The organism is Methylobacterium sp. FW102-HT35C08 (genome assembly GCF_058790235.1).
This window is the reverse complement of record NZ_JBYTCL010000002.1, coordinates 4,422,959-4,447,491: the sequence shown is the minus strand read 5'-3', so window position 1 is coordinate 4,447,491 and position 24,533 is coordinate 4,422,959. Positions and strand designations below refer to the sequence as shown.

At 69.9% G+C, this 24,533-nt stretch carries 21 protein-coding genes; 10 read left to right on the top strand and 11 right to left on the bottom strand.

Annotated features, from left to right (window positions below; genetic code table 11):
- Nucleotides 1-256: 256 nt before the first annotated feature.
- The 7 genes from AC3WSN_RS21110 (at nucleotide 257) to AC3WSN_RS21080 (ending at nucleotide 9,204) form a co-directional block, all read left to right on the top strand.
- Nucleotides 257-1,873 carry an ABC transporter substrate-binding protein gene (locus tag AC3WSN_RS21110; RefSeq protein WP_192710790.1) on the top strand — a complete coding sequence of 539 codons (1,617 nt, stop codon included), beginning with the start codon at nucleotides 257-259 and terminating at the stop codon, nucleotides 1,871-1,873.
- A 9-nt stretch (nucleotides 1,874-1,882) separates the two neighbouring features.
- On the top strand, nucleotides 1,883-2,863 hold the full coding sequence (locus AC3WSN_RS21105; RefSeq protein WP_192710741.1) for an ABC transporter permease: 981 nt from the start codon (nucleotides 1,883-1,885) through the stop codon (nucleotides 2,861-2,863).
- A 181-nt stretch (nucleotides 2,864-3,044) separates the two neighbouring features.
- Nucleotides 3,045-4,016, top strand: a complete 972-nt coding sequence (locus AC3WSN_RS21100) for an ABC transporter permease (RefSeq protein ID WP_192710742.1) — start codon at nucleotides 3,045-3,047, stop codon at nucleotides 4,014-4,016.
- Nucleotides 4,017-4,158: 142 nt separating this feature from the next.
- A complete protein-coding gene (locus AC3WSN_RS21095; RefSeq protein WP_010684849.1) occupies nucleotides 4,159-5,139 on the top strand; it encodes an ABC transporter ATP-binding protein in 981 nt (326 codons plus the stop codon).
- On the top strand, nucleotides 5,136-6,116 hold the full coding sequence (locus tag AC3WSN_RS21090) for an ABC transporter ATP-binding protein (protein ID WP_492540552.1): 981 nt from the start codon (nucleotides 5,136-5,138) through the stop codon (nucleotides 6,114-6,116). Before AC3WSN_RS21095 ends, AC3WSN_RS21090 begins: the two co-directional genes overlap by 4 nt.
- A 348-nt stretch (nucleotides 6,117-6,464) precedes the next feature.
- On the top strand, nucleotides 6,465-7,802 hold the full coding sequence (locus tag AC3WSN_RS21085) for a hypothetical protein (protein ID WP_492540550.1): 1,338 nt from the start codon (nucleotides 6,465-6,467) through the stop codon (nucleotides 7,800-7,802).
- A 154-nt stretch (nucleotides 7,803-7,956) separates the two neighbouring features.
- Nucleotides 7,957-9,204, top strand: a complete 1,248-nt coding sequence (locus AC3WSN_RS21080; protein WP_492540548.1) for an acyltransferase family protein — start codon at nucleotides 7,957-7,959, stop codon at nucleotides 9,202-9,204.
- Nucleotides 9,205-9,408: 204 nt separating this feature from the next.
- On the opposite strand, the gene AC3WSN_RS21075 is transcribed toward AC3WSN_RS21080, so the two are convergent.
- The 10 genes from AC3WSN_RS21075 to AC3WSN_RS21030 all read right to left on the bottom strand — a co-directional run bounded on the left by AC3WSN_RS21075 (nucleotide 9,409) and on the right by AC3WSN_RS21030 (nucleotide 19,958).
- Entirely contained in the window at nucleotides 9,409-10,815 is a 1,407-nt protein-coding gene (locus AC3WSN_RS21075; protein ID WP_492540546.1) for an amidase, read from the bottom strand.
- Nucleotides 10,808-11,743: a DUF1028 domain-containing protein gene (locus tag AC3WSN_RS21070; protein WP_492540544.1), complete on the bottom strand. Its 936-nt coding sequence runs from the start codon at nucleotides 11,741-11,743 to the stop codon at nucleotides 10,808-10,810. Before AC3WSN_RS21070 ends, AC3WSN_RS21075 begins: the two co-directional genes overlap by 8 nt.
- A 3-nt stretch (nucleotides 11,744-11,746) precedes the next feature.
- A complete protein-coding gene (locus AC3WSN_RS21065; protein ID WP_192710748.1) occupies nucleotides 11,747-12,478 on the bottom strand; it encodes an ABC transporter ATP-binding protein in 732 nt (243 codons plus the stop codon).
- Complete coding sequence (locus AC3WSN_RS21060; protein ID WP_492540542.1) at nucleotides 12,471-14,276, bottom strand: branched-chain amino acid ABC transporter ATP-binding protein/permease; 1,806 nt, start codon at nucleotides 14,274-14,276, stop codon at nucleotides 12,471-12,473. Before AC3WSN_RS21060 ends, AC3WSN_RS21065 begins: the two co-directional genes overlap by 8 nt.
- Nucleotides 14,269-15,102, bottom strand: a complete 834-nt coding sequence (locus tag AC3WSN_RS21055) for a branched-chain amino acid ABC transporter permease (protein ID WP_492540540.1) — start codon at nucleotides 15,100-15,102, stop codon at nucleotides 14,269-14,271. The genes AC3WSN_RS21060 and AC3WSN_RS21055 overlap by 8 nt, the downstream gene beginning before the upstream one ends.
- Before the next feature lie 275 nt (nucleotides 15,103-15,377).
- Complete coding sequence (locus AC3WSN_RS21050) at nucleotides 15,378-16,532, bottom strand: substrate-binding protein (RefSeq protein ID WP_492540538.1); 1,155 nt, start codon at nucleotides 16,530-16,532, stop codon at nucleotides 15,378-15,380.
- Nucleotides 16,533-16,569: 37 nt separating this feature from the next.
- Nucleotides 16,570-17,415, bottom strand: a complete 846-nt coding sequence (locus AC3WSN_RS21045) for a nitrilase family protein (RefSeq protein WP_492540536.1) — start codon at nucleotides 17,413-17,415, stop codon at nucleotides 16,570-16,572.
- Between the two features lie 174 nt (nucleotides 17,416-17,589).
- Nucleotides 17,590-18,216 (bottom strand): ANTAR domain-containing response regulator, encoded by a 627-nt coding sequence (locus AC3WSN_RS21040; RefSeq protein ID WP_192710753.1) that lies wholly within the window; start codon nucleotides 18,214-18,216, stop codon nucleotides 17,590-17,592.
- The gene (locus AC3WSN_RS21035) at nucleotides 18,213-19,367 is read right to left on the bottom strand and encodes a transporter substrate-binding domain-containing protein (protein ID WP_492540534.1); all 1,155 of its coding nucleotides are present in this window, start codon (nucleotides 19,365-19,367) and stop codon (nucleotides 18,213-18,215) included. Before AC3WSN_RS21035 ends, AC3WSN_RS21040 begins: the two co-directional genes overlap by 4 nt.
- Nucleotides 19,368-19,514: 147 nt before the next feature.
- On the bottom strand, nucleotides 19,515-19,958 hold the full coding sequence (locus tag AC3WSN_RS21030) for an MEKHLA domain-containing protein (protein WP_492540532.1): 444 nt from the start codon (nucleotides 19,956-19,958) through the stop codon (nucleotides 19,515-19,517).
- A gap of 694 nt (nucleotides 19,959-20,652) precedes the next feature.
- Between AC3WSN_RS21030 and AC3WSN_RS21025 the strand changes: the two genes are divergently transcribed.
- Complete coding sequence (locus tag AC3WSN_RS21025) at nucleotides 20,653-21,357, top strand: nucleotide-binding protein (RefSeq protein WP_492540530.1); 705 nt, start codon at nucleotides 20,653-20,655, stop codon at nucleotides 21,355-21,357.
- A 19-nt stretch (nucleotides 21,358-21,376) separates the two neighbouring features.
- On the opposite strand, the gene AC3WSN_RS21020 is transcribed toward AC3WSN_RS21025, so the two are convergent.
- Entirely contained in the window at nucleotides 21,377-22,762 is a 1,386-nt protein-coding gene (locus AC3WSN_RS21020; RefSeq protein WP_492540528.1) for a M20/M25/M40 family metallo-hydrolase, read from the bottom strand.
- A gap of 240 nt (nucleotides 22,763-23,002) precedes the next feature.
- Between AC3WSN_RS21020 and AC3WSN_RS21015 the strand changes: the two genes are divergently transcribed.
- Nucleotides 23,003-23,527 carry a (2Fe-2S)-binding protein gene (locus AC3WSN_RS21015; RefSeq protein ID WP_192710758.1) on the top strand — a complete coding sequence of 175 codons (525 nt, stop codon included), beginning with the start codon at nucleotides 23,003-23,005 and terminating at the stop codon, nucleotides 23,525-23,527.
- A complete protein-coding gene (locus AC3WSN_RS21010) occupies nucleotides 23,524-24,531 on the top strand; it encodes an FAD binding domain-containing protein (protein ID WP_492540525.1) in 1,008 nt (335 codons plus the stop codon). The genes AC3WSN_RS21015 and AC3WSN_RS21010 overlap by 4 nt, the downstream gene beginning before the upstream one ends.
- The last annotated feature ends 2 nt before the right edge of the window (nucleotides 24,532-24,533 follow it).

Here is a 24,533-nt window from a genome sequence, read left to right as displayed (position 1 = left end):
GAGCGCGTCCCAGCTAGCGGTGTCGGAATGTCGGAGCCCGCAGAGGGGGAGGGGTGCGCGTGTGGCGCCGCGTCAATCCCGCGATGCGTTAGCCATGATCGGGCGGGGAAAACGCACTTTGAAAGTCGACTAATGTCACTCAGCCGCGACAGGCTCGGCCATCGTCTTGTATACGGATGGTCCGATGCTTGCTGACGCCGCGGTGACACCGCCGGGGCTGCCGGCCGGTGGCGCATTCACGGTCTCGGAGATCCGCTTGTCCCGTTCAGCCCTGAAGATTCTCGCCCGCGGCGTGTCCGCGGTCGCGGTCGCGACGTTCGCGTTCGCCGCGCTGCCCGCGCAGGCCGCCAACGTCTTCCGCTTCGCCTTCCAGGGTGACCTGAAATCCCTCGACCCGTACTCCCTCAAGGAGAGCTTTACGGAAGGCATGCAGGAAGCGGCCTACGAGCCCCTCGTCACCCTCGACAAGAACCTGAAATTCGCGCCCGCCCTGGCCGAATCCTGGGAGACGCCCGAGCCGACCCGCTGGCGCTTCCACCTGCGCAAGAACGTCAAGTTCCACGACGGCTCGCCCTTCACCGCCGACGACGTGCTCTTCTCCGCCCAGCGCGTCCGGGCCACGGGCTCGAACTTCACCACGAACGTCCCGGCCGACGCCGAGTTCGTGAAGGTCGACGACTTCACCGTCGACATGGTGCTGAAGAAGCCGAACCCGATCGCCATCGCCCAGTTTCCGACCTGGGTGATCATGTCGAAGGCGTGGTCCGAGAAGAACGGCGTCGTCCAGCCGACGCCGCCCAACGCCTCCAGCCCGAGCTACGCCACCCTGCACGAGAACGGCACCGGCCCGTTCGTGATCGCCGAGCACCAGCCCGGCGTGAAGACCGTGTTCAAGAAGTTCGACGGCTACTGGGGCAAGGTCGAGTCGAACCTCGACGAGGCGGTGCTGACCACCATCGCCAACCCGGCGACCCGCGTCGCCGCGCTGCTCTCCGGCGAGGTCGACTGGATCGACCCCGTGCCGCTGCAGGACCAGCAGCGGGTCAATGCCAGCGGCACCGCCACCGTGATGGCCGGGCCCGAGCTGCGCACGATCTTCCTCGGCATGGACCAGGACCGGGACGAGCTGAAGGATTCGAGCGTCAAGGGCAAGAACCCGTTCAAGGACATCAAGGTGCGCGAGGCCTTCTACCTCGCCATCGACGAGGACACGATCGCCAAGCGCGTCATGCGCGGGCAGGCGGTACCCTCCGCGCTGATGATCGCCCCGGCCCTCTACGACCGCGGCGCCGAGTTCAAGCGCCCGGCCACTGACCTCAAGAAGGCCAAGGAGTTGATGGCCCAGGCGGGTTACCCGGACGGGTTCTCGCTCACCATGGATTGCCCGAACGACCGCTACGTCAACGACGAGGCGATCTGCCAGGCGGTGGTTTCGATGCTGGCCCGCATCAACGTCAAGGTGAACCTCAACGCCCAGCCGAAGGCCAAGTACTTCGCCAAGGTGCTGGCGCCGAACTACGACACCTCGTTCTACCTGCTCGGCTGGACCCCGTCCTCGCTGGACAGCCACAACATCCTCTACGAGATCGTCGGCTGCCGGAAACCCGGCGACAAGTCGGGCCGCGGCGGCTGGAACCTCGCGGGCTACTGCGATCCGAAGATCGACGAGATCGCCGACAAGGTCGAGGGCGAGACCGACAAGACCAAGCGCGACGCGCTGATCAAGGAGGGCTTCGACGTCCTCAACGCCGACTGGGGCTACATCCCGCTGCACCAGCAGGCTCTGGCCTGGGGCGTGTCCAAGAAGGTCCACCTGACCCAGCGCGCCGACAACCTGCTCCTGCTCTACTGGGTGTCGAAGGATCCGCAGTAGGAGCCGGGCGTGCTCGCCTTCCTGCTGCGCCGGGTGATCCAGGCGGCCGCGGTCCTCGCGGTCGTCGGGCTCATCGCCTTCGCGATGTTCCGGTTCGCGGGCGATCCCGTGAACCAGATCGTCGGGCCCGACACCACCGTGGCCGAGCGGGCCCAGATCCGGACGGATCTCGGCCTCGACGACCCGGTGCTGGTCCAGTTCGTCCGCTACGCCGGCAACGTGGTGCGCGGCCAGTTCGGCATCTCGTATCAGTTCCGGCAGCCGGTCTCGCAGCTGCTGGCCGAGCGCATGCCGGCGACGCTGGAGCTCGCCTTCTGCGCCACGATCTTCGCCCTGGTGGTCGGGATCCTGATGGGCGTGTACTGCGCGCTCCGCCGCGACTCCTGGCTCGCCGGGCTGTTCCAGGCGGTCTCGCTGATCGGGATCAGCCTGCCGACCTTCCTGATCGGCATCCTGCTGATCTACCTGTTCTCGGTGACGCTCGGCTGGCTGCCCTCCTACGGGCGCGGCGACACCGTGCGGCTCGGCTGGTGGACCACCGGATTCCTGACCACCTCCGGGCTCAAGGCGCTGATCCTGCCCTCGGTGACGCTCGGCCTGTTCCAGATGACGCTGATCATGCGGCTGGTCCGCGCCGAGATGCTGGAGGTCCTGCGCACCGACTACATCCGCTTCGCCCGGGCGCGGGGGCTGACCACCCGCGCCGTCCACCTGCGCCATGCGCTCAAGAACACGCTGGTGCCGGTGATCACCATCGCGGGGCTGCAGCTCGGCTCGGTCATCGCCTTCTCGATCATCACCGAGACGGTGTTCCAGTGGCCCGGCATGGGCCTGCTCTTCGTCCAGGCCGTGCAGAACGTCGATATCCCGATCATGTCCGCGTACCTGCTGCTCGTCGCGCTGATCTTCGTGACCATCAATCTCGTGGTCGACATCCTCTACACGGTGGTCGACCCGCGCCTGCGGCTCTCGACCGGGCGGGCGGCGTGAGACTGTACATGACGCACCGCTCCGCTTGCCTGTCCCTCCACCGCCATCGCGAGCGCAGCGAAGCGACCCAGGGCAGCGCGCGTCCGGTCGGCGTGGCGCGCCTGGATTGCTTCGCTCCGCTTGCAAGGACGGAGGCAGCCGCCCCGAAGCGTTCAACCGGACATGGCGTGAGGGGCGGCCGATGAGCGGATACGACCTCGACGTCGGCGACGCCCCGCCGGTCCCGCTGCCGGAGGCGAAGCCCTCGCGATTCGCGCGCTGGCGCGATTCCGACCTGCTGGCGAACTTTCTGCGCTCGAAAACCGCGGTGGCGGCGCTGATCGCCACGGTCCTGATGGTCGGCCTGGCCTTCGCGTCGCCGTGGATCGCGCCGCAGAACCCCTACGACCCGGCCCAGCTCGACCTGATCAACTCCAACCTGCCGCCGATCTGGCAGGCGGACGGACAGGCCCCCTACTATCTCGGCACCGACGACCAAGGCCGGGACGTGCTCTCGGCGGTGCTGTACGGGCTGCGCCTGTCGCTGATCGTTGGCGTGCTCGGAGTGGTGACTTCCGGGATCCTCGGCATCGCGCTCGGCCTGATCGCCGGCTACGCGGGCGGGGCCGTCGACACGCTGATCATGCGGGTCGCCGACGTGCAACTCACCTTCCCGGCGATCCTGATCGCCCTGGTGGTGGACGGCGTCGCCAAGGCGAGTTTTGGCAGCGCGCTCGATGTCGGGCCCTTGATCGGGCTGATCGTGGTGTCGATCGGCCTGTCCTTCTGGGTGCAGTACGCCCGCACCGTGCGCTCCTCCGTGATGGTCGAGAAGGGCAAGGATTACGTTCAGGCGGCCCGGCTGATCGGTCTGTCGTCGCCGGTGATCCTAGTGCGCCACGTCCTGCCGAACGTCACCGGCCCGGTCTTCGTGATCGCGACGATCAACCTCGCGCTCGCGATCATTACCGAGGCGACGCTGTCGTTCCTCGGCACCGGCCTGCCCGAGACCATGCCGTCGCTCGGCACGCTGATCCGCACCGGCAACCGGTTCCTGTTCTCCGGCGAGTGGTGGATCGTCGCCTTCCCGGGGCTGGCGCTGGCCGGGCTGGTCATCGCCATCAACCTCCTGGGGGATTGGCTGCGCGACGCGCTCAATCCAAAGCTGCAATGATCGGGCATCGTCATCGCGAGCGCAGCGAAGCGACCCAGGGCAGCGCGACCTGGATGAACGGGGCGCCGCTGGATTGCTTCGCTCCGCTCGCAAGGACGGCAGCGCCTGTCCGACGCCCGGTTGCCACCGGAGCCGCCACGCCATGACCGAAACCATCCTCTCCGTCCGCGACCTCACGGTCGCCTTCGACACCCGCCGCGGGCCGCTCACCGCCATCGACCGGGTCTCGTTCGACATCGGCCGCGGCGAGATCCTGGGCGTGGTCGGCGAGTCCGGGGCCGGCAAGTCGGTGACCGGCTCGGCGGTGATCGGCCTGATCGACCGGCCCGGCCGGATCGCCGGCGGCGAGATCTCCTTACGCGGCGAGCGCATCGACAACCTCTCCCCCGAGGCGATGCGGCGGGTGCGGGGCAAGCGCATCGGCATGATCTTCCAGGATCCGCTGACCTCGCTCGACCCGCTGTTCCGGGTGGGCGACCAGATCGTCGAGACCCTGCGTACCCACACCGACCTGTCGGCGAAGGCGGCCCGCACCCGCGCCATCGACCTGCTCGCCGAGGTCGGCATCCCGGCCCCCGAGCGCCGCATCGATGGCTACCCGCACGAATTCTCCGGCGGCATGCGCCAGCGGGTGGTGATCGCCCTCGCGCTCGCCGCCGAGCCCGAGCTGATCATCGCCGACGAGCCGACGACCGCGCTCGACGTCTCGGTCCAGGCCCAGATCATCACCCTGCTGAAGCGCCTGTGCCGCGAGCACGGCACCGCGGTGATGCTGGTGACCCACGACATGGGCGTGATCGCCGAGGCCGCCGACCGGGTGGCGGTGATGTATGCCGGGCGGGTGGCCGAGATCGGCCCGGTCGCCTCGGTGATCGCCAAGCCCCACCACCCCTACGCGGTCGGCCTGATGGGGGCGATCCCGACCCTGTCGCAGGAGGCCGACCGGCTGAGCCAGATTCCCGGCTCGATGCCGCGGCTCACCGCCATCCCGAAGGGCTGCGCCTTCAACCCGCGCTGCCCGAAGGTGTTTGCCCGGTGCCGCGTCGAGCGGCCCGAGCCGATCCCGGTCGATGCGAGCCGGGTGGCCTGTCACCTGTACGATGCAGCGGAGCGCGCAGCGTGAGCGCCTACGTCGAAGTCACCGATCTGCGCCGCCGGTTCGACGTCTCGAAGCCCTGGCTCAACCGGGTGATCGAGCGCGAGCCGCGCAAATTCCTCACGGCGGTCGACCGGGTTGGCTTCGCGATCGAGAAGGGCGAGACCTTCGCGATCGTCGGCGAATCCGGCTCCGGTAAGTCCACGGTGGCCCGCATGGTGGTCGGCCTGCTGCCGCCCTCCGCCGGCGAGGTGACGATCACCGGCGTCTCGATGACCGACCCGCGCCAGGCCGCCGCCCGCAGGCGCCTGCGCGCGCGCATCCAGATGATCTTCCAGGACCCCTACGCGTCCATGAACCCGCGCTGGCGGGTCGGAAAGATCATCGCCGAGCCGATCCGGGCCTTCAACCTGATCCACGGCGAGGGCGCGATCCGCGCCCGGGTCAGCGAGCTGCTCGGCCTCGTCGGGCTCCACCCGGACGACGCGCGAAAATACCCCCACGAATTCTCCGGCGGCCAGCGCCAGCGGGTGGCCATCGCCCGGGCACTGGCGAGCCAGGCGGAGTTCCTGGTGGGCGACGAGCCGACCTCGGCGCTCGACGTCTCGGTGCAGGCGCAGATCCTCAACCTGATGCGCGACCTGCAGGACCGGCTGGGGCTCACCTACCTGTTCATCTCCCACAACCTCGCCGTGGTCCGCCACATGGCGACCCGGGTGGGGGTGATGTATCTCGGCCGTCTCGTGGAAGTCGCCGCCGCCCGGGACCTGTTCGCGACGCCGCGCCATCCCTACACGCGGATGCTCCTCGACGCGGTGCCCGACCTCGCCCATGTCGGCCGCGCCCGGGTGCCGGTTTCCGGCGAGATCCCGAACCCGATCGACCCGCCGCCCGGCTGCACCTTCAACCCGCGCTGCCCGCTCGCCAACGACCGCTGCCGGACCGAGGTGCCGGCGCTCCTCGATGGCGTCGCTTGCCACGCCGTGCACGAGGGGCGGGCCTGACGGGCGGCCACGGATCCGCTCCGGTGTGCGCGCTTGCTGACGCGAGGGCGCGGGTGCGACCGCTCGAACAGGCGTAAACGCCCCTCGATTCCGCCGCGCAGCCGCCGCGTCAAAGGCCGAATTTGGCTAGACCAGCGCGGAGCTATAGGGCCAGCATCTACGATACATTGCTCGCCAGGCAAGCGTGCCGCTCTGTACCGATCTTGTGTCATCCGGCCCCAATTCGGAACACAAAAGTACTGAATTTCCGGCCTGTGACTTGCTGCCCTTCGACGATCCGCACGCGCGTTTCTGGCGGGCGAAGCGTGTCATAGGCGGCACCGGCGGCTCCGAGAGACGGTCACCAGCATGATGGACTTGAACCGCAGGCTGATCATCCGGGGTCTCGCCGCGACGGCTGCCGCGACGATGGCCGGTTCCTCCACGCGGGCGGATGAGCGCCGGACGTACGATGCGCCGCCGGAGCGGGCCGCCGATTTCGTCGGCCGGATCGGTGTCAATGTGCATCTGGCCCAGAAGGGCACCGTCTACGACAGATATTACGAGAGCTCGATCCTGAGGGCGATCGAAGATCTTTCGATCAAGCAGATCAGGCAAGGGGTCTACAGTCCGGCGCCGGGCGTGACCGACACATTGTACACGCGCATGCGCGAGCTGGCGCGCCTCGGGTGCCGGTTCTCGGCGGTCTGCAATGATCCGAGCGATCAATACGTGACCACGCCCCCCTCCGCACTGCCGCTGATCTACGAGCAATGTGACGGGGCGATCGACATCGTCGAGGGCGGGAACGAGCCCGCGCTCCTCGCGGATCCGACGCTCAATCCGACCCTGTCCTGGCTGCACCAGCGCGGCCTGCACGAGACGGTGCGCCGCGAGCTGGCCGGATCACGGATCGACGTCGCGTCGCCGAGCTACATCCAGGGCAACATCGCCCTGGCCAAACCCCTCGCGGGGTTCGCGGATCTGTCGAACCTCCATCCCTATCCGGGCATGGAGCATCCCGAGACGCGGGGGCCGGGGCGTCTGGGCGGCTTTCGCGCGGCGATGGTCCCGGTCTGCGGCGGCGTCGCGAGCCTCATCACCGAGACCGGCTATCACACGGCGCTGGCCACGGCGTCGGCGCATCTGCCGGTCTCGGAGGCGATCCGGGCGCGCTACATGCCGCGCCTGCTCCTGTTCGCCTATCTGGCGGGTATGCGGCGCACCTACATCTACGAGCTTCGCTCCAGCTTCGGCCGCGGTCCGGCCGATCCCGAATCCGCCTTCGGGTTGCTGACCCACGAGGGCCGGCCGACGGCGGCGTACCGGGCCGTGAAGACGCTCATCGCCCTGTTCTCGGGTTCGCGCGGACCGGCCGCAGCCCCGTCCCCGGGGCCGGCGTCCCCCCGACCGATCGCCACAATCGGGAGCCACGAGGACGTCCAGGGGCAATGCTTCCGGCGCGATGACGGAACGATCCTCCTGCCGCTCTGGCTGGGCGTCTCCGGTTGGGACAGGGGCGCGCAGGCGACGCGCGGTCCGGTGAGCCGTTCCCTGCGTGTCGAGTGCGGGGACCGGCGGAATGCGCTCACCGTGCACCGCTTCGATGACGAAGGCGGCAGCCAGGCGGCGTCCGTCCCGCTGGAAGACGGCGTGGGGCGGATCGAAGTCTCCGATCGTCTCACCGTTCTGGAATTCGCGGCCTGACCTGCATCGCGCGTGACATTGCACCATCATCGACCGGCGGGCGTAAACCTTAATGCCATCTATAAATTGCCCATCCCCGACCTAATGATTACCTTATCATAGCTTTATCGATCGCCAATGTAGTGCATCGATATTGTCTCGAACCGAAGAGCTGATGTCCATGCCGCCTTTCGGCTTGATCACGGACCGTGTGCGGCGATCCGTTCCGGCTCTCGGCCGGCGCGCACCCGATCTGGCTCAGCAGCTGGACGCGCATGGCGGGATCGGTCCCGGCTTCCACCTCCTGCGGCACGTGCTCTCGGTGCTCATCCTCGCGCACCATTGCCGCGTCGCGGTCATCGGTGCGGCCAAGCCCGGACAGGAGGCGCTCGAGACCGGCGCGACCGCGGCCGGCGCCGCGATCGTGGCAATGGGCCACGGGAAATTCCTCGGCGGGTTTCTCCAGCCGTTCCTGTACGCGCTCGTGGGCATGTTCTTCGCCCTGAGCGGCTTCCTGATCGCCGGGAGCGCGCTGCGCACCGGCAAGGTCGGCCCGTTCCTGGTCAATCGCGGCTTGCGGATCCTGCCCGCGCTCACGGTCGAAGTGACGCTCTGCGCGCTGGTGCTGGGACCGTTCTTCACCACGCTGCCGCTGCGGCAATACTTCTCCGACCCGCAGTTCCTGAGCTATTTCGGCAACATCGTCGGCCACGTCTCGTTCGTGCTACCGGGGGTCTTCCAGGACAATCCGTGGCCGTCCATCGTCAATACCAATCTCTGGACGCTGCCGCCGGAGTTCTGGTGCTACCTGATCATGCTCGGGCTGATGATCAGCGGCGTGCTCGCGACGCCGATCCGGCTCACCGCGGCGGTCATCGGGATCGCGGCGATCGCCCTCGGCCTCGGCCTCTACGATCCGGCGACCTACACGGTGCGTCACGACAACACGCATTTCACCACGTGGTACATCGTGCTGATGTTCTTCTTCGGCGTCGTCCTGTTCCTGAACGCGCGCCGCGTCGTGATGAGCTTTCGGATCTTCCTCGTCTGCGGAACCTTGTACTACGTCATGATGATGGCCGATGTTCTCGGCGTCGTCAGCGGCATGCTTCTCACGTACTGCATGGTCTATATCGGCATGCAGAACTTCCGCTGGTTCGACCGGATCGTCCGGAAGGACCTGTCCTACGGCATCTACCTGTACGGTTTCCCGCTCACGCAGGCCACCGTCGCGCTCCTGCTTCCGCACCTCGCCGACGTCCCCAAAGCGGTCTGCTTCGCGGTGATCTTCCCCGTGGTCCTGGTCCTGACCGCATCCTTCGCGTCGATCTCGTGGGACTACATCGAGAAGCCGGCGCTCAAGCTCCGCCGCTTCCTGGTGCGCAAGCCGCGGCCGGCGGCCACCGTCGCCCAGGCGGCCTGAGACGGTTTCGGTTCGAACGCTTCGGTGGATGCGTTCCTCGCCGTCATCACGAGCGAAGCGACCAGACCCAGGGCGGCGCGACCCCCGAGATCGTGGCGCCGCCTGGATTGCTTCGCTCCGCTCGCAAGGACGACGGGGCCGAAATCGGTAGGCCGGCGCGCTGCGCGGTCACGCGGTCCGGCACCGGCCCTCGGGACGGACCCGCTAAATCCCGTTCGCCGACGGCGGGACCCGGCTGGACCAGTCGTGGGCGCGCTCGTACCGGTGGGCGATCCGAAGCAGCGTGGGCTCGGCGAAGGGCCGGGCGGCGATCTGCAGGCTGATCGGCAGGCCGGCCCGGTCGAAGCCGCAGGGCAGCGCGAGGGCGGGCAGCCCCGTCAGGTTGAACGGGTAGGTCAGGCGCCAGGACGCCGCCAGGACGCTCTCTTCCCGCCCCGCGAGCGTGACGGTGGCGGCGTCGGTCTTCCAGGCGGTGAGGGGCGTGGCGGGCGTGAGGATCGCGTCGGCCTCCGCGAGCACAGCGGCCATCTCGGCCATGATCCGGGCCCGCACCTGCTCGGCCCGCAGGTAGTCCGGGCCGGTCACGAACCGGCCCATCTCCACCAAATCCCGAACGTCGTCGGCGAAGCCCGCGACGTGGCCCTGCGCGAGCGTGCGGTCGTGGTAGGCCGTCGAGGAGGCCAGCTCGATGGCGTAGATGGCACCGAGCCCGTAGCGCAGGGACGGCACCGTGACCTCCGCCACGGCACAGCCCTGGCCGGCGAAGAAGCCGATCGCGTCCTCGACGGCGGCGCCCACTTCCACGTCGACGGCGTCGAAGAAGTGGTTGCGGATCACCGCGATCCGCAGGCCCCGGACCGGCTGGTCGAGGCCGGCCGTGTAGTCCGGCACCGGTGCCGCGGAGGCCGCGGGATCGCCGGCATCCGGGCCGGCCAGGACCTGCAGCATCAGGGCGGCGTCGGCCACCGTCCGGGTCAGCGGCCCGGCATGGTCGAGGGACCAGGAATGCGGCACGATCCCCGACCGCCCGATCCGTCCGTAGGTCGGCTTGAGGCCGACCACACCGCACAGGGCGGCCGGGATGCGGATCGAGCCGCCCGTATCCGAGCCGAGGGCGGCGGGGCAGAGGCGGGCGGCCACCGCGGCCCCGGAGCCGCCGCTCGAGCCGCCGGGCACCCGTGCGAGATCCCACGGGTTGCGCGCCTGCGGCGTGACGGTGCCCCAGGCGAATTCATGCATGCTGAGCTTGCCGAGGATCACCGCCCCGGCCGCGCGCAACTTCGCCACGCAGTGGCTGTCCTGCATCGGGAAGGTCAGGGCCTCCACCGCGGTGCCCGCCCGGGTCGGCAGGTCGGCCGTGGTGTAGTTGTCCTTGATAGCGACCGGGATCCCGTGCAGCGGGCCGCGCGGGCCCGTCCGGGCGATCTCGGCATCGGCCGCGCGCGCCGCATCGCGGGCGGTCGGCGACAGGCAAACGAAGCTGTTCAGGTCGCCGTCCAGGCGTTCGATCCGGTCCAGGCAGGATTCCACCAGCTCGGCGCTCGACAGCTGCCGCGCCGCGATCCGGGGCGCGAGGTCCGTGATCGGGCATTGCCAGAGGGCGTCAGTCATGGGCGGGTCGGTCATGGGGCACCGCGCGATAGGGCAGGCTCGGGTCGAAGATGATCGGCGGATGGATCTGCGCCAGATCGAGGCTGCGCAGCGTCTCGATCTCGGCGAGCACCGGCGCGAACTGCGCCAGGAGGTGCGCGATCCGCGCAGGCTCCTGGCGCAGGCCGATGATATCCCGGATCGGATCGGGGGCGCCCGCTTGGGCCGCCCCAGGCCGCTGCCCGGGCGGTTCGAGCAGCATCGCGACCACGTCGTCCGGCAGCGCGCCGGCCGGGCCGTCCTTGCGCGGCATGCCGGCCACGAACGGCACCAGTTGCCGGCGGGCGACGCCGAGCACGCGGCGCAGCTCCGCCACCGGCGCCGCGTGCTCGTCGACGCGCAGGTCGAGGAGCGGATAGTCTTCTCCGGCGACGATCCGGAGCGCCGCCGATTGCTTGCCGCGCCGGTCGCCGCCCGCCGCGTCGCCGGCCTCCAGGGTCCGCATGAGCCGCTCGTCGAGGTCGCATCCGGCGCTGTTCGTGAAGGCCAGTTCCATGGCGTCGATCACGCCGGGCGCGGCCAGCATGTTGCCCTGCACGGCGTAGCCCGGCCCGGTGCGGTGGCCGGCCGCCTGCGTGCATCCGGCACCGGTCCAGGCCGCGCCGGTTCCGCGCGCATCGACGAGGCCGAGCTGGCGCAGGTCCGGCCGGTCGTCGGTGGCGAGGGAAGCCGCCAGCGCCGCGTCGGGCGCCTGCCCGTCGGCGAGCCCGTCGAGGATGCGGGCCGCGAGATAGGGATTGACCCAGGATTGGGTGGTGACGGCGCCGATCCCGGCCCTGATGTACGGGCAGAGGCTGCCCACGGCCGGGACCGCGCTCGCCACCGCCACGCCGAGCTGCCCGGTCCGGGAACAGCGGGCGGCGATCGAGAAGGTGTTGAGTTCAGCCATCTCTCACACCGCCAGATGGTCGATGACGCGGGCCGGCGCGTCCGGCGCCTTGGCGTCGCCGCTGTCGACGATCTCGCCGAGCTTGAGCACCGCGTAGCGGTCGGCCAGCCCCAGCGCGAAGGCGACGTGCTGCTCCACCACCAGCATGGACACGCCCGCATCCCGCTCGGCCTGGAGGACGGCGCGCAGGCGCTCGACCATCGAGGGCTGCACGCCCTCGGAGATCTCGTCGATCAGGAGGAGGCGCGGGCGCAGCATCAGGGCGCGCCCGAGGATCAGCATCTTCTGCTCGCCGCCCGAGAGCGTGCCGGCGCGCTGGGCGAGGCGGTCCTTCAGGAACGGGAAATGGCCGAACAGCCGCTCCAGGGCCTCCGGCAGGAGCCGGTCCGACGGTACCGCGAGGCGCAGGTTGTCGCGGATCGACAGGTCCTGGAACAGGGGCTGCTCCTGCGGCGCGTAGCCGACGCCGAGCGCCACGAGGCGGGCGGGCGACAGGCCGGCGAGCGCCTGGCCCCCGATCGTGACCGCGCCGCCCCGCAGGGCCACCATCCCCAGGATGGTCTTGAGCAGGGTGGTCTTGCCCATGCCGTTCTTGCCGAGCAGGGCGACGATCTCGCCCGGCTGCACCGACAGGGACACGTCCTTCAGGATCGCGATGGCTCCATAGCCGCTCGACACCCGCTCGAGGGCGAGCGCGGCTCCGGTCGGCTCGCTCCGCCGTGCTGCCTCAGCCATGGGCGCCTCCCGAATAGATGGTCCGGACCAGCTCCGAGCCGACGACGTCCTCGACCGTGCCGTCGAGGACGAGCCGCCCCTGGTGCAGCACGACGATGCGCGAGGAGATCTCGCGCACGAAGTCGAGGTCGTGCTCGACCAGCACGGCGGCGATCCCGCTCTCGGCCGTGAGCGCCCGGAGCACGGTCCCGATGGTGGTGCGCTCGCTCTTGGTCAGGCCGGCGGTGGGCTCGTCCAGCAGGATCAGCCGCGGCTCGAGCGCCACCACCATGGCGAGCTCCAGCGCCTGCTTCTGACCGTGGGACAGGAGGCGCGTCGGCTGCGTCAGCAGCTGATCGAGGCCGGTCATCCGCAGCACGTCGAGGGCGGCCTTGGGCAGGCCCAGCGTCGCGGCCTGCCCAACCGGGCTCAGGCCGTCATGCGGCGCCCGGGCGAGCCGCAGGCAATCGGCCACCGACAGGCTCTCGAACACGCTGGCGACCTGGAACTTGCGCCCGACGCCGAGCCCGACGACGCGGTTCGGCGTCAGCCCCTTGATCGGGGTTCCACCGATCGCGATCGATCCCGTGAACGGCTCGGTGCCGTCGCTGAGACAGCGCATCAGCGTGGTCTTGCCGGCGCCGTTAGGGCCGACAAGGCTGACGAGCTCGCCCGCCCGGATCTCCAGGTCGATGGCCTCCAGCACCGTCAGGCTGCCATAGGCCTTGGCAAGTCCCGCGACCTTGAGGATCGGGCCGTCCGCGGCGGCCGCGATTCCGGCCTGCCGCGCCACCAGGGCGGGGGCGACGCGGCCCGAACGGCCGAACGGCAGCGCCCGCCACAGGCGGCCGACCAGGTCGGCCAATCCGCCGGGCAGCAGGATGATGATGACCACGAAGGCCGTGCCCAGCAGGAGCTGCCACAGGAACGGCAGGTCGCCCGAGAGGTTCGCCGCGAGGTAGTCGATGGCGATCGTGCCCAGCACCGGGCCGAGCAGCGTGCCGCGGCCGCCGAGCGCCACCCAGATCACCAGCTCGGTCCCGAACAGGAAGCCGGCATTCTCTGGGGCGACGACCCCCGACGCGTTGGCGAACAGGAAGCCCGCGAGCCCCGCGACGGCGGCGAGCGCAGCGGTCAGCAGGATCTGCAGGCGCCGGGGGTTGAGGCCGAGATAGGCGCAGCGTGCCTCGTTGTCGCGCACGGCCACGAGGGCGCGGCCCCGATCCGAGCGCACCAGGATCCAGGCCGCCAGCGTGACGCCGATCAGGAACAGGGCCGCGAGACGGAAAAAGCCCTCGATCTCGAACGGCAGCACGTCGAAGCCGACGAGGCCGCTGCTGGAGCCGGTCCATTCGCCGCCCGAGTAGATGAGCTGCACCACCACGATCGGGACGACGAGCGAGATCACCGAGGCGTAGAGCGGCGTCGAGCGGTGGTAGAACGACAGCCACCCGACCGCGAGACCGAGCAGGGCCGGCGCGACGAGCGCGGCCGCGACCGCCGCGGCGATCCCGAGCGGCGTCGCCCCATAGGCGGTGAGGATCATCGCGGTGGCGTAGGCGCCGATGCCGAAGAACGCCGCCTGCCCGAAGGTCAGGATCCCGGCGAAGCCCCAGAGCAGATCGACCGTGACCGCCAGCACCGCGTAGATCACCGACCGGGTCAGGACGTTGACCGCGAAGGTGTCGAGGAAGAGCGGCGCGATCCAGAGGGCGAGCGCCGCCAGCGCCGCGACCACGAAGGGCGCGGCCCGCGCGAGGCGCGGCCGCCCGCGGGGAGGCGCGGCGACGCGCGCGGCGACGGGGACGGTCTCAAGCACGGGAGAAACCTTTCGGGCTGATCCGCAGCACGAGGGCGGCCAGCACCGCGATGGCGATGCTGCCCAGGATCGGGCTCACGAAGGTGCTGATCAGGACCTGCACGGCCCCGAAGACCAGGCAGGCCGCCGCGAGCGCCAGGTACGAGGCGTCGGCGACCATCACCAGCATGAAGGCGCCGATCAGCCAGGAGACGCCCATGTTCGGGTCGACGCTGGTGAGAGGCGTCAGCAGGACGCCCGCCAGCGCCGCCAGGCCGGCGCCGATCATGAACACCACGAGGCGCACGCGGCCCGTGTCGATGCCGAGGCTGCGCGCCAGGGTCTCGTTCATGATCACCGCCCGGGCCGAGAGCCCGAGCCGGGTTCGCTCGATGGTCAGCGCGAACAGCGCGCCGATGACCAGCGCGATGCCCAAAGCCACGAGCCGGTAGGCGGAGTAATCGACGCCGAGAAGCTCGACGGTGCCCGAGAGCAGGTTCGGGGTGAGCTGGACGTCGCGGCCGAAGCCCAGGGTGATGAGCTGCCCGACCACGATGCCGAGCCCCCAGGTGGCTAGGATCGCGTCGAGCGGCCTGCGGTAGAGCGGGCGGATGATGAAGTGCTCGGCCAGCCCGCCGAGCAGGGCGCCGACCACGAAGGCCAGCGGCAGCGCTGCCCAGGGATTGAGCCCGAGCTTGGCGGTGACCACCGCGCAATAGGCGCCGACCGTCAGCCACGCCCCGTGGGCGAAGTTGATGATCTTGAGCACGCCGAAGATCGCCAGCAGGCCGATCGAGACCACGAACAGGATCGCCGCGGTGGTCAGGATGTCGAGGGTGAGCAGCATCGGGGCTCCGATCGGGACGAGGGCGGGACGCGAGAGGCCTTCAGGATTGCGCGGCCGGCTCCTGCGACAGCCCGGTCATTCCGGGTCGCCGCAGGCGAGCCCGGACCCGGAGGGGCACGCCGAAGGCGAGCAATCCAGGGCCGCCCAGGTGGTCGGATCGACCTGCGGCACTCCGGTTACGGCCGTGGTTCTGGATTCCGGGCTCTCGCCTGCGGCGAGCCCCGGAATGACGCTCCTCACAGCGGAACCTGGAGCCGGAGGCCGCGCGCCTCCCCTTATTGCAGCTTCGGGCATTGCTCGCCGGGATCGACGTCCTTGAAGGTCCCGGCGACCTTCACCGACCCGTCCGCCTGGATCTGGCCGAGATACATGGTCAGCGGCGCGTGGTGCTGCTTGCTCATGCGGATCGTGCCCCGCGGCCCGGTGACGCTCACCGTCGGCAGCGCCTCCAGCACCTTGGCGGTCTCGGTGCCGCCCGCCTTCTCGACCGCGGCCTTGTACAGGTAGATCGCCTCGTATTCCGGCACCGAGAGGTCGTTCGGGGTGCGCAGCTCCGCGCCGAACTTCTTCTTCATCGCCGCCAGGAAGGTCTTGTTCTCCGAGCTGTCGATCCCGGTGACGTAGGAGGCCGAGAGGTAGACGCCCTCGGCATCGGCACCCATGCTCTTGGCGGTGCCCTCGTCCAGGGCGAGGTTGGCGAAGGGCAGCGTCACGCCCGCGCCGCGCAGCTGCTTGGTCAGCGTCACGTTCGGCGCGCCGCCGGCGGTCGAGGTGATCAGCGCGTCGGGCTTGGCCTCCTTCAGCTTGGAGATGATCGCCGTCCAGTCGCTGCCGTCCATCGGCAGGTATTCCTCGCCCAAAACCTTGCCGCCGGTCTTCTCGACGTAGCCCTTGGCGAAGCCCAGCATGCCGCGGCCGAAGGCGTAGTCGCTGCCGATCAGGAAGTAGGTCTTGGCGCCCTTCGCCTTGAAGGCGTCGACCACCGGCGGAACCTGCTGCTCCGGCACCCAGGCGTCCACGAACATGTTCTTGTTGCAGGAATGGCCCTCGTAGAACGAGGTGTAGATGTACGGCACCTTGCCCTTGGTGACGGCGGGCAGGCCGGCGTTGCGGGCCGCGCTCGTCTCCATCGAGATCAGGACGTCGACCTTCTTCTGGTAGATCAGGCTGTCGAAGGCCTTCTGGGCGCCGGCCGCGCCGGAGGCGTCGTCGGCCACCTCCAGGGCGAGCTTGCGGCCGAGCACGCCGCCCTGGGCGTTGATCTCCTCCACGGCGAGTTCGGCCGACTGCACCACCGACGGCGCGACGACGCTGTTGGCGCCCGACAGGCCGATCGGGATGCCGATGACGATCGGCTTGCCGTCTGCGGCCTGCGCGGCCGAGGCGGCGAGGGCGAGCGTCGCGGCGCCGACGAGGGACCATTTCACCATGAGCGGACTCCTTGGATAACGACGGGGCGAGGCGGGATCAGCCGTAGATGTCGGTGCGGCGGTCGCGCAGGAGGGAATTGAACGCGTTCAGATCCTTGCGGCCGGCCGCGTCGAGATCGACCAGCGCCGAGAGGGTCTCGGTCCGGTCGCGGCTCGCCGGGCCGGCGAGCGGCCAGCCCTTCGGTCCGATGATCAGGCTCTGGCCCTCGAAGGGCTGGCCGCGCTCGATTCCGACCCGGTCGGCGCAGGCGATGAAGAGGCCGTTCGTGTGGGCGGCGGCCCGATGCAGGGTGTTGGCCATGGCGGCCTCGCCCTCGGGCTGATCCGGCATCGGCACCCAGTTGGTCGGGATGCAGACGATCTCGGCGCCGCCGAGCGCCAGCTGGCGGAAGGTCTCGGGGAACCAGCCGTCGTAGCAGATCGCCACGCCGACCTTGCCGAGGGCGGTGTCGAAGACCGGGAAGCCGAGGTCGCCCCTGGCGAAGAACACGTTCTCCTGGTCCCAGAGATGGGCCTTGCGGTAGGTGCCGATGTAGCCCTCCGGCCCGACGATCACGGCGGCGTTGTAGAGGGTGTCGCCCGCGGATTCGGCGATCCCCGCCACGATGTGGACGCCGAGTTCCGCGGCGAGCGCCCCCCAGGCCCTGGTGGTCGGGCCGTCCGGCACCGGCTCGGCCAGCGCGGCAGCCTCCGCGGCGGATTCGAACACGTAGCCGGTGCTGGCGAGTTCGGGCAGCACGATCAGCCGGCTGCCCGCGGCGGCGGCCGCGCGGACGAGATCCGACGCGCGCGCCATGTTGTCGTCGATGGCGCCGAAGATCGGCTCGAACTGGATGCAGGACACCCGGATGGGCGGGCGCGCAGGATCGTTCGCTTGGATCATGAGAGCTCCAAAACGCAAAAAGCCCCTGGGCGCGGAAACAATCATCCGCGAACCAGAGGCTTCAAAGCCGAGATGTAGTGCAGCAATCCTGCTGCGGGGCAACCTTGCCCGATAAGACTACGATACGCGTCGCAAGAAGGACCGCAAGACCATAAATGCGGCAGGCTGCTGCGATCAGGTCTTTTCCGCCAACGCGATGCGCAGGCCGAGACCGCTCATCGCCTCGTGCGCCGCCACCACGCTCTCGGCGACGCTCGCCATCGGCACGCGGGAGGCGGTGGCCCGGTCCCGGAGCATCTTGTAGGCGGCGTCCTCGTCGATCCGGTTCAGGTCCACGAGCAGCCGGACCGCCTTCTCGACGGTGCGGCGGCCCTTCATGGTCTCCTCCAGACGGTTGATCTTGCTGATCAGCCGGCCCTCGTAGCCGCGCCGGTAGCGGGCCAGTGCGAACTGGGTGAGCACGCCGCGCGGATGGAGCGGCTTGTTGAGCACGCCGTGGGCGTTGACGTCGGCGATCGCCTTCAGGGAGGTCGGGCTCTCGTAGGCGACGATGGCGATGACGGCGGGTTCGATCTCCTCGATCGACGGCAGGAGGTGCATCACCTGCGCGTCGTCGAGCTGGATGAACAGCGTGTCGATGTCGGGCGGCAGCGCGGCGGGCGGCGGCCAGGCGAGCGAGACCGCGCAGCCGAGGCGGCGCAGCTGCTCGAGGAGCGCGGCGCCCTCCTCGTCCCGGGGGTGGATGACGAGGGCGCGGGCCCGCCGCAGGTCGTCCAGGATCTTGCGGGCGGGCGCGGTCACGCGGCCATCCCCTCGTCCAGCCAGTTCGTCTCGAAGCGGGACCACGCGAGGTAGGGATCGGGCCGCACCGGCCGGCGCGCCCGCCAGACGACGTCGAACTGCCCGTCGCTGCGGGCGACCCCGATGCCGGGGGTGAGCCAGATGTGCCGCGTCTCGCCGTCGAAGGCGAGCTCGCCCTCGGGCGCGGCGATCCGCTGCCGCAGGGCCGCCGCGCCGAGGCGCTCGGCGTCGAGGGTTCCGGCCTCCGTGAGCGCCCGGGCGAAGAGGTGGACCTGCGCGTAGGCCGTCTCCGACCACATGCTGGTCGGCCGCTCGGCCCCGAACCGGGCCTGGAAGGCATCCACGAAGCGCCGGTTGGCGTCGCCCGCGAGCGCCGAGAAGTAGGAGGCCGCGAGGACGTGGCCGCTGCAGAGTTCGGGGCCGATCGCGCGGATCTGCCCCTCCGCCAGGGTCAGGCTGGCGATCGGGCAGCGGGTCCGGTCGATTCCGGATCCGGCATAGGCGCGGTAGAGGCGCTCGGCGCCGCGCCCGACCACGGTCGAGAACACCGCGTCCGGCGCGGCGTGGCGGATCTCGGTGATCATCGCGGCGTGGGCGGCGGCGTCCGCGTCGAGGGGCGCGTAGAGCTCGCCGACGATGGCGCCGCCCTTGGCCTCGATGAGGTCGCGCATCACCCGGTTCGACTCGCGCGGGTAGATGTAGTCCGATCCGATCAGGAAGATCCGTGGGCCGTGCTCTTGGAGGAGGTAGTCGGCGAGGGCGAAGACGTTCTGGTTGAGGGTCGCGCCGGTGTAGACGATGTTCTCCGAGTACTCGAAGCCCTCGTAGATCGACGGGTACCAGAGCAGCCCGTTGTGCCGCTCCACGGTCGACAGCACCGACTTGCGGCTGGCCGAGAGCGAGCAGCCGAACACCACCTCGGCCCCATCCTCGGCGAGCATCCGGCGGGCGTAGGCGCGGTAGGCGTCGTTGTCGCCGGCCGGATCGTAGCAGATCGGCGCGATCGGGCGCCCGAGCACGCCGCCCGCCGTGTTGATCTCCTCGATCGCCAGGGCGGTGCCGAGGAAATGCTCGGTCTCGGTGATGCCGCTGACGCCGCTGCGGGAAAACAGGACGCCGACGCGCCAAGTCGCTTCGTCCCGGCCTGGCATGGCATCCTCGCGGTGCTGTGGCGGTCCGCCCAGCATTCCGCTGCGCGCAGCCCCGTCCTATCGCAGGCGCGGCGATCTTGGGAAGCAAGCCGCCTTGGCGGCAACGGTGGTGGCGTGCGGCCGGATCACGCCGGCTTCTGCCCGCCGTCAGGCGTCGCGCCACTCCGAGAACGTCGCGGCCTGGCCGACGATGACGCCGTCGCGGTCGAGCTGCCAGACCACCGCCCGCTCAATCCAGAACCGCCGTCCGTCCTTGGCGATGCGCAGGCCGCGATAGCCGCGGCTGAAGCCGTCCCGGGTGACCGCGTCGAGGAGCCGTTGCCGCTCGGCGCGCTCGGGCGCCTCCGCCGAGAGCCGTGACGGCAGGCCGACGAGTTCCGCCCGCGTGTAGCCGAAGCAGGCCTGGGCGGCCCGGTTGGCGTAGACGAAGCGCGGATCCGCGCCGCCATCGTGGGCGAGGACCACGAAGGGCGCCTGCCCGTAGAGCCACGCCGCGTCCGCCCCGTCCGGCACGAGGGCTTCACCGAGCCGCCGGGCGTAGCTGCCGGTGAGCACGGCGAAAAAATCGGGATCGTGCGAGAGGTCGCTCATGGCGGCCTTCTTGGCCGGAACCGCGCCGATTCGCATGTGCGGTAGCGCAAGGCTGCCGCACGGTCCCGCTCGGACCGCGGCCCGTCTCGGCCCCGGGCCGCGCGAGCCCCGCGTGCGGACTGCCGGATTCACGGTTCTATGCCGGAACAGGGGGCGGCCTGGGCCGCGTCTCTCCCACCCCGCAGAGAAGGGGAGGGCGCGCGCCGCATCGGAAGTGTCAATCCGGTCGAAGGCCACGAGGAGAGGCGGCCTCGGCCGGCGGTGCGTAAAGATCCTCGTTGCGCAAGCGGGCGCATCGGCCCGACCCACGATGTGTCAGGACACGATCGGCACGGCAGTGTTCGAAAAATTGAAATGACCTTTATTAGACAAATGCGCGCTGATAATAAAAACAGATTTACTCTAGCAGTCCGAAGGGTGTATCAAGCCTGAGTAGAACTTGAGTTATTGCAGACGCAAAATGCTCGTCCGGTCATCCGCCCTATTTCGGGTGCCGCAAGTCGCCGCTCTGCTGAGCGGGATCGAGTCCGAAAGGATTAGGCACTGGGTTCGGGTGTGCATGATCTCATCGTCATGATACCTGGGCTACGATCGCCAGTATGGGGATTGCGCACCATCGGGCTCCGGACAAGGAAGTCCCGGCCCGGCGCCGTTCCCGGCGATCCGAGCATGGCATCGGAGAGGTGGGACGCGCATGGATCCAGAAGGATCCGAACGGGAGCCGGATAGCGTGCCGGAGCAAGCGGGCCGACCGCTGCGGATTCTCGCCGTGGCGGTTCAGAAGGGCGGCACCGGCAAGACCACGCTGGCGGCGTCCTTGGCCATTGCCGCCGCGGAGGCCGGCGAGCACGTCACCGCCCTCGACCTCGATCCCCAGGGCTCGCTGGCCGGCTGGGGCGCCCTGAGGCGGGACGATTCCGTCGCGGTCGACCGGGTCCAGCCCTGGGAAATGGGCCAGCTCCCGGAGATCCTGGGCATCCTCGCCGAGCAGGGCACGACGCTCGCGGTGCTCGACACCGCCGGCAGCTCCGCCGGGCTCGCGCCCGCCCTGAAGGATGCCGACTTCGTGCTGATGCCGGTCCGTCCCTCCCGGCTCGACATCGTGGCCGCCCGGCCGACGCTCCAGGCGCTCGTCGGCCTCGGCCTGCGGGAGCGGCTGGCCCTGGTGCTGAACCAGTGCCCGCCGCCGCCCTCGCCGCGCACCGGCGCCTACGCGGCGCAGCTGCGGGCGCTGGGCGTGCTGGCCGAGCCCGGGATCATCCACCGGGTCGACCACCAGGACGCCCTGGCGACCGGGCTCGGCGTCACGGAATTCGCCCCTGGCAGCCCGGCCGCCGAGGAGGTCCGGGCCCTCTGGGCCTGGATCGACGGGAAGATGCGGGCGGCTCCCGCCCGCTGAGATCAGCCCTCCGCCGCGATCAGCCTTGGCCTAGGGCCGCGAGGATCCGCGCCCAGGAGCGCGTGCCCTTGTGGAAGCTCGTCAGGTCGTACTTCTCGTTGGGCGAGTGGATGCGGTCATCGTCGAGGCCGAAGCCGATCAGCAGGGTGTCGCGCCCGAGGATCCGCTTGAAGTCGCCGACGATCGGGATCGAGCCGCCGGCGCCGACGGTGACGGCCGGCACGCCCCACTCGTCCTGCAGCGCCGCCTTGGCGGCCTCAAGCTGCGGCATGTCGAAGGGCAGGCTGATCGCCCGCGAGCCCTTGTAGGTGATGACTTCGACCTGGCAGTCCGAAGGCACCCGCGCGCGCACGAAGGCCTCGAAGCTCTCGGCGAGCCGCTTCGGATCCTGGTCGTCCACGAGGCGGAACGAGACCTTGGCGGAGGCGGTGGAGGCGATCACCGTCTTGGTGCCCTCGCCGGTATAGCCGCCGATGATACCGTTGGCGTCGCAGGACGGGCGCGACTGCACCAGCTCGATCGGCATCCGGCCGCGCTCGCCCGCGGGCTCCTTGAGGCCGATCGGGCCGAGCAGCGTCTCCGGGGTCAGGCCGAGGCCGCGCCACTGCTCCAGCACCTCCGGCGGGCGCTCATGGACGCCCTCGTAGAAGCCCGGGATCGTGACCCGCCCGTCGGCGTCGTGCAGGTCGGCGATGATCTTCGACAGAACGTGGATCGGGTTGCGCGCCGCGCCCCCGAAGAAGCCGGAATGCAGGTCGCGGTCGGCGCAGGTGACCTTCACCTCGAAATAGGCGAGCCCGCGCAGCGACGACGTGATGGCCGGGGTCTTCCGGTCCCACATGCCGGTGTCGCAGACGAGCACCACGTCGCAGCCGAGCCTTTCGCGATTGGCCGCGACCCATTCGGGCAGGCCTTGTGATCCGCTCTCCTCGGCGCCCTCGATCAGGATCGTGACGCCGCAGGGCAGCTCGCCGTGCATGGCGATGTAGGCCCGGCAGGCTTCGACGAAGGTCATCACCTGACCCTTGTCGTCGGAGGCGCCGCGCCCGACGATCTTCTTGCCGCCCTGGCCGTCGTTGGCGATGTGCGGCTCGAAGGGCGGCGTCTTCCACAGGTCGAGGGGATCGACCGGCTGCACGTCGTAATGGCCGTAGAACAGGACGTGCGGTGCGCCGGGCTTCGGCTTGTGGGCCAGGACCACCGGGTGAAGCGAGGTCTCCTCCACGGAGGTGTCGAAGCCCAGCGCGGTCAGGTCCTGGGCGAGCCAGGCGGCGGCCTCGCGGCAATGCCCGGCATAGGCAGGATCGGTGGAGATCGACGGGATCCGCAGGAAGGCGAACAGCCGCTCCAGGGCGTTCTCCAGATCCGTGTCGATGTCGTTGAGGATCGCGTCGAGCGCGGCCATCGGGGGCTCCGGGGTGCGGCGTGGATTCTGCGGGGACGAGCGTTACCCGAGGCACAGCCGGCGCGGCAATGTCCGATCTTCGACGCCCGGTCCGCCGGAGGCCTGCGATGCGCGCCAAGCGGAACAGGGACAGATTGGAATGGTTATCGACGGAATGGCCGGCCGGCACGCGCGCCGCCCCCGTCGCCGCTCCCTCTGCTCCTCGCCCGGCCCCGGCCGGCTCAGACCGTGGACGACACCATGCGCCTCGAGACACAGCCGCCCGTGTCGGCGGACACGCCCATCGGCATCACGCTCACGATCAACGGGCAGCGGCGCGAGCTCCAGGTCGCCCCCTGGACCACGCTGCTCGACCTGCTGCGCGAGCGCCTCGACCTGACCGGCACCAAGAAGGGCTGCGACCACGGCCAGTGCGGCGCCTGCACGGTGCTGGTGAACGGCACCCGGGTGAATTCCTGCCTGACCCTCGCCGTGATGAAGGACGGCGCCGAGATCACCACGGTCGAGGGCCTGGCCAGCCTCGGCGACCGGGCGGGCAGCAACGCCCTCCACCCGATCCAGGAGGCGTTCATCGAGCACGACGCCTTCCAGTGCGGCTACTGCACGCCGGGCCAGCTCTGCTCGTCGGTCGGGCTGATGAACGAGGGCCACGCCCACACCCGCGACGAGATCCGCGAGGCGATGAGCGGCAACATCTGCCGCTGCGGCGCCTACACCAACATCGTCGACGCCATCGAGGACGTCATGCAGGGAGGCGCCCGATGAACCGCTTCGATTACGTCCGCGCCGGCACGGTGGCGGAGGCGGTGCAGGCTTTCGGGGCGGGTGCGCGCTTCATCGCCGGCGGCACCAACCTGATCGACCTGATGAAGTACGAGGTCGAGAAGCCCGGCCGGCTGATCGACATCACCCGCCTGCCCCTCGACCAGATCGAAGACCATGCGGGCGGCCTCCGGATCGGGGCGCTCGCGACCAACGCCAAGGTGGCCTACGACGAAAGGGTCACGGCGCGTTATCCGCTGCTGCGCAACGCCATCCTGGCCGGCGCCTCGGCCCAGCTGCGCAACGCCGCCTCGACCGGCGGCAACCTGCTCCAGCGGACCCGCTGCTACTATTTCTACGACGTGGCCACGCCCTGCAACAAGCGCGAGCCCGGCTCCGGCTGCTCGGCGATCGGCGGGATGACCCGCATCCACGCGATCTTCGGGACAAGCGAGCACTGCATCGCGACCCACCCCTCCGACATGTGCATTGCGCTCGCCGCCCTGGAGGCGACCGTGCAGGTGAGCGGGCCGCAGGGCGACCGGTCGATTCCGTTCTCGGAGTTCCACCGCCTGCCGGGCGACACGCCGGAAAAGGACACCAACCTCGCCCCCGGCGAGATCATCGTCTCGGTCGACCTGCCGGAGAGCCGCTTCCCGCAGCACTTCACCTATCTGAAGCTGCGCGACCGGCTGTCCTACGCCTTCGCGCTGGTTTCGGTGGCGGCGGCCCTGGAGTTCGACGGCGACACGGTGAAGACCGCGCGGCTGGCGCTCGGCGGCGTCGCCCACAAGCCCTGGCGCAACCGGGACGCCGAGGCCCTGCTGGAGGGCAAGCCCGCGAACCGCGAGAGCTTCCAGGCGGCGGCCGACCTGATCGTCGCCGAGGCGAAGCCCCAGGCGACCAACGGCTTCAAGATCGATCTCGCCCGGCGGGCCATCGTGCGCGGCCTCGAACAGGCCGCCGCCGGCACGCCTCAGTCGCTCAGCGACAAGCGCATCCAGTAGGT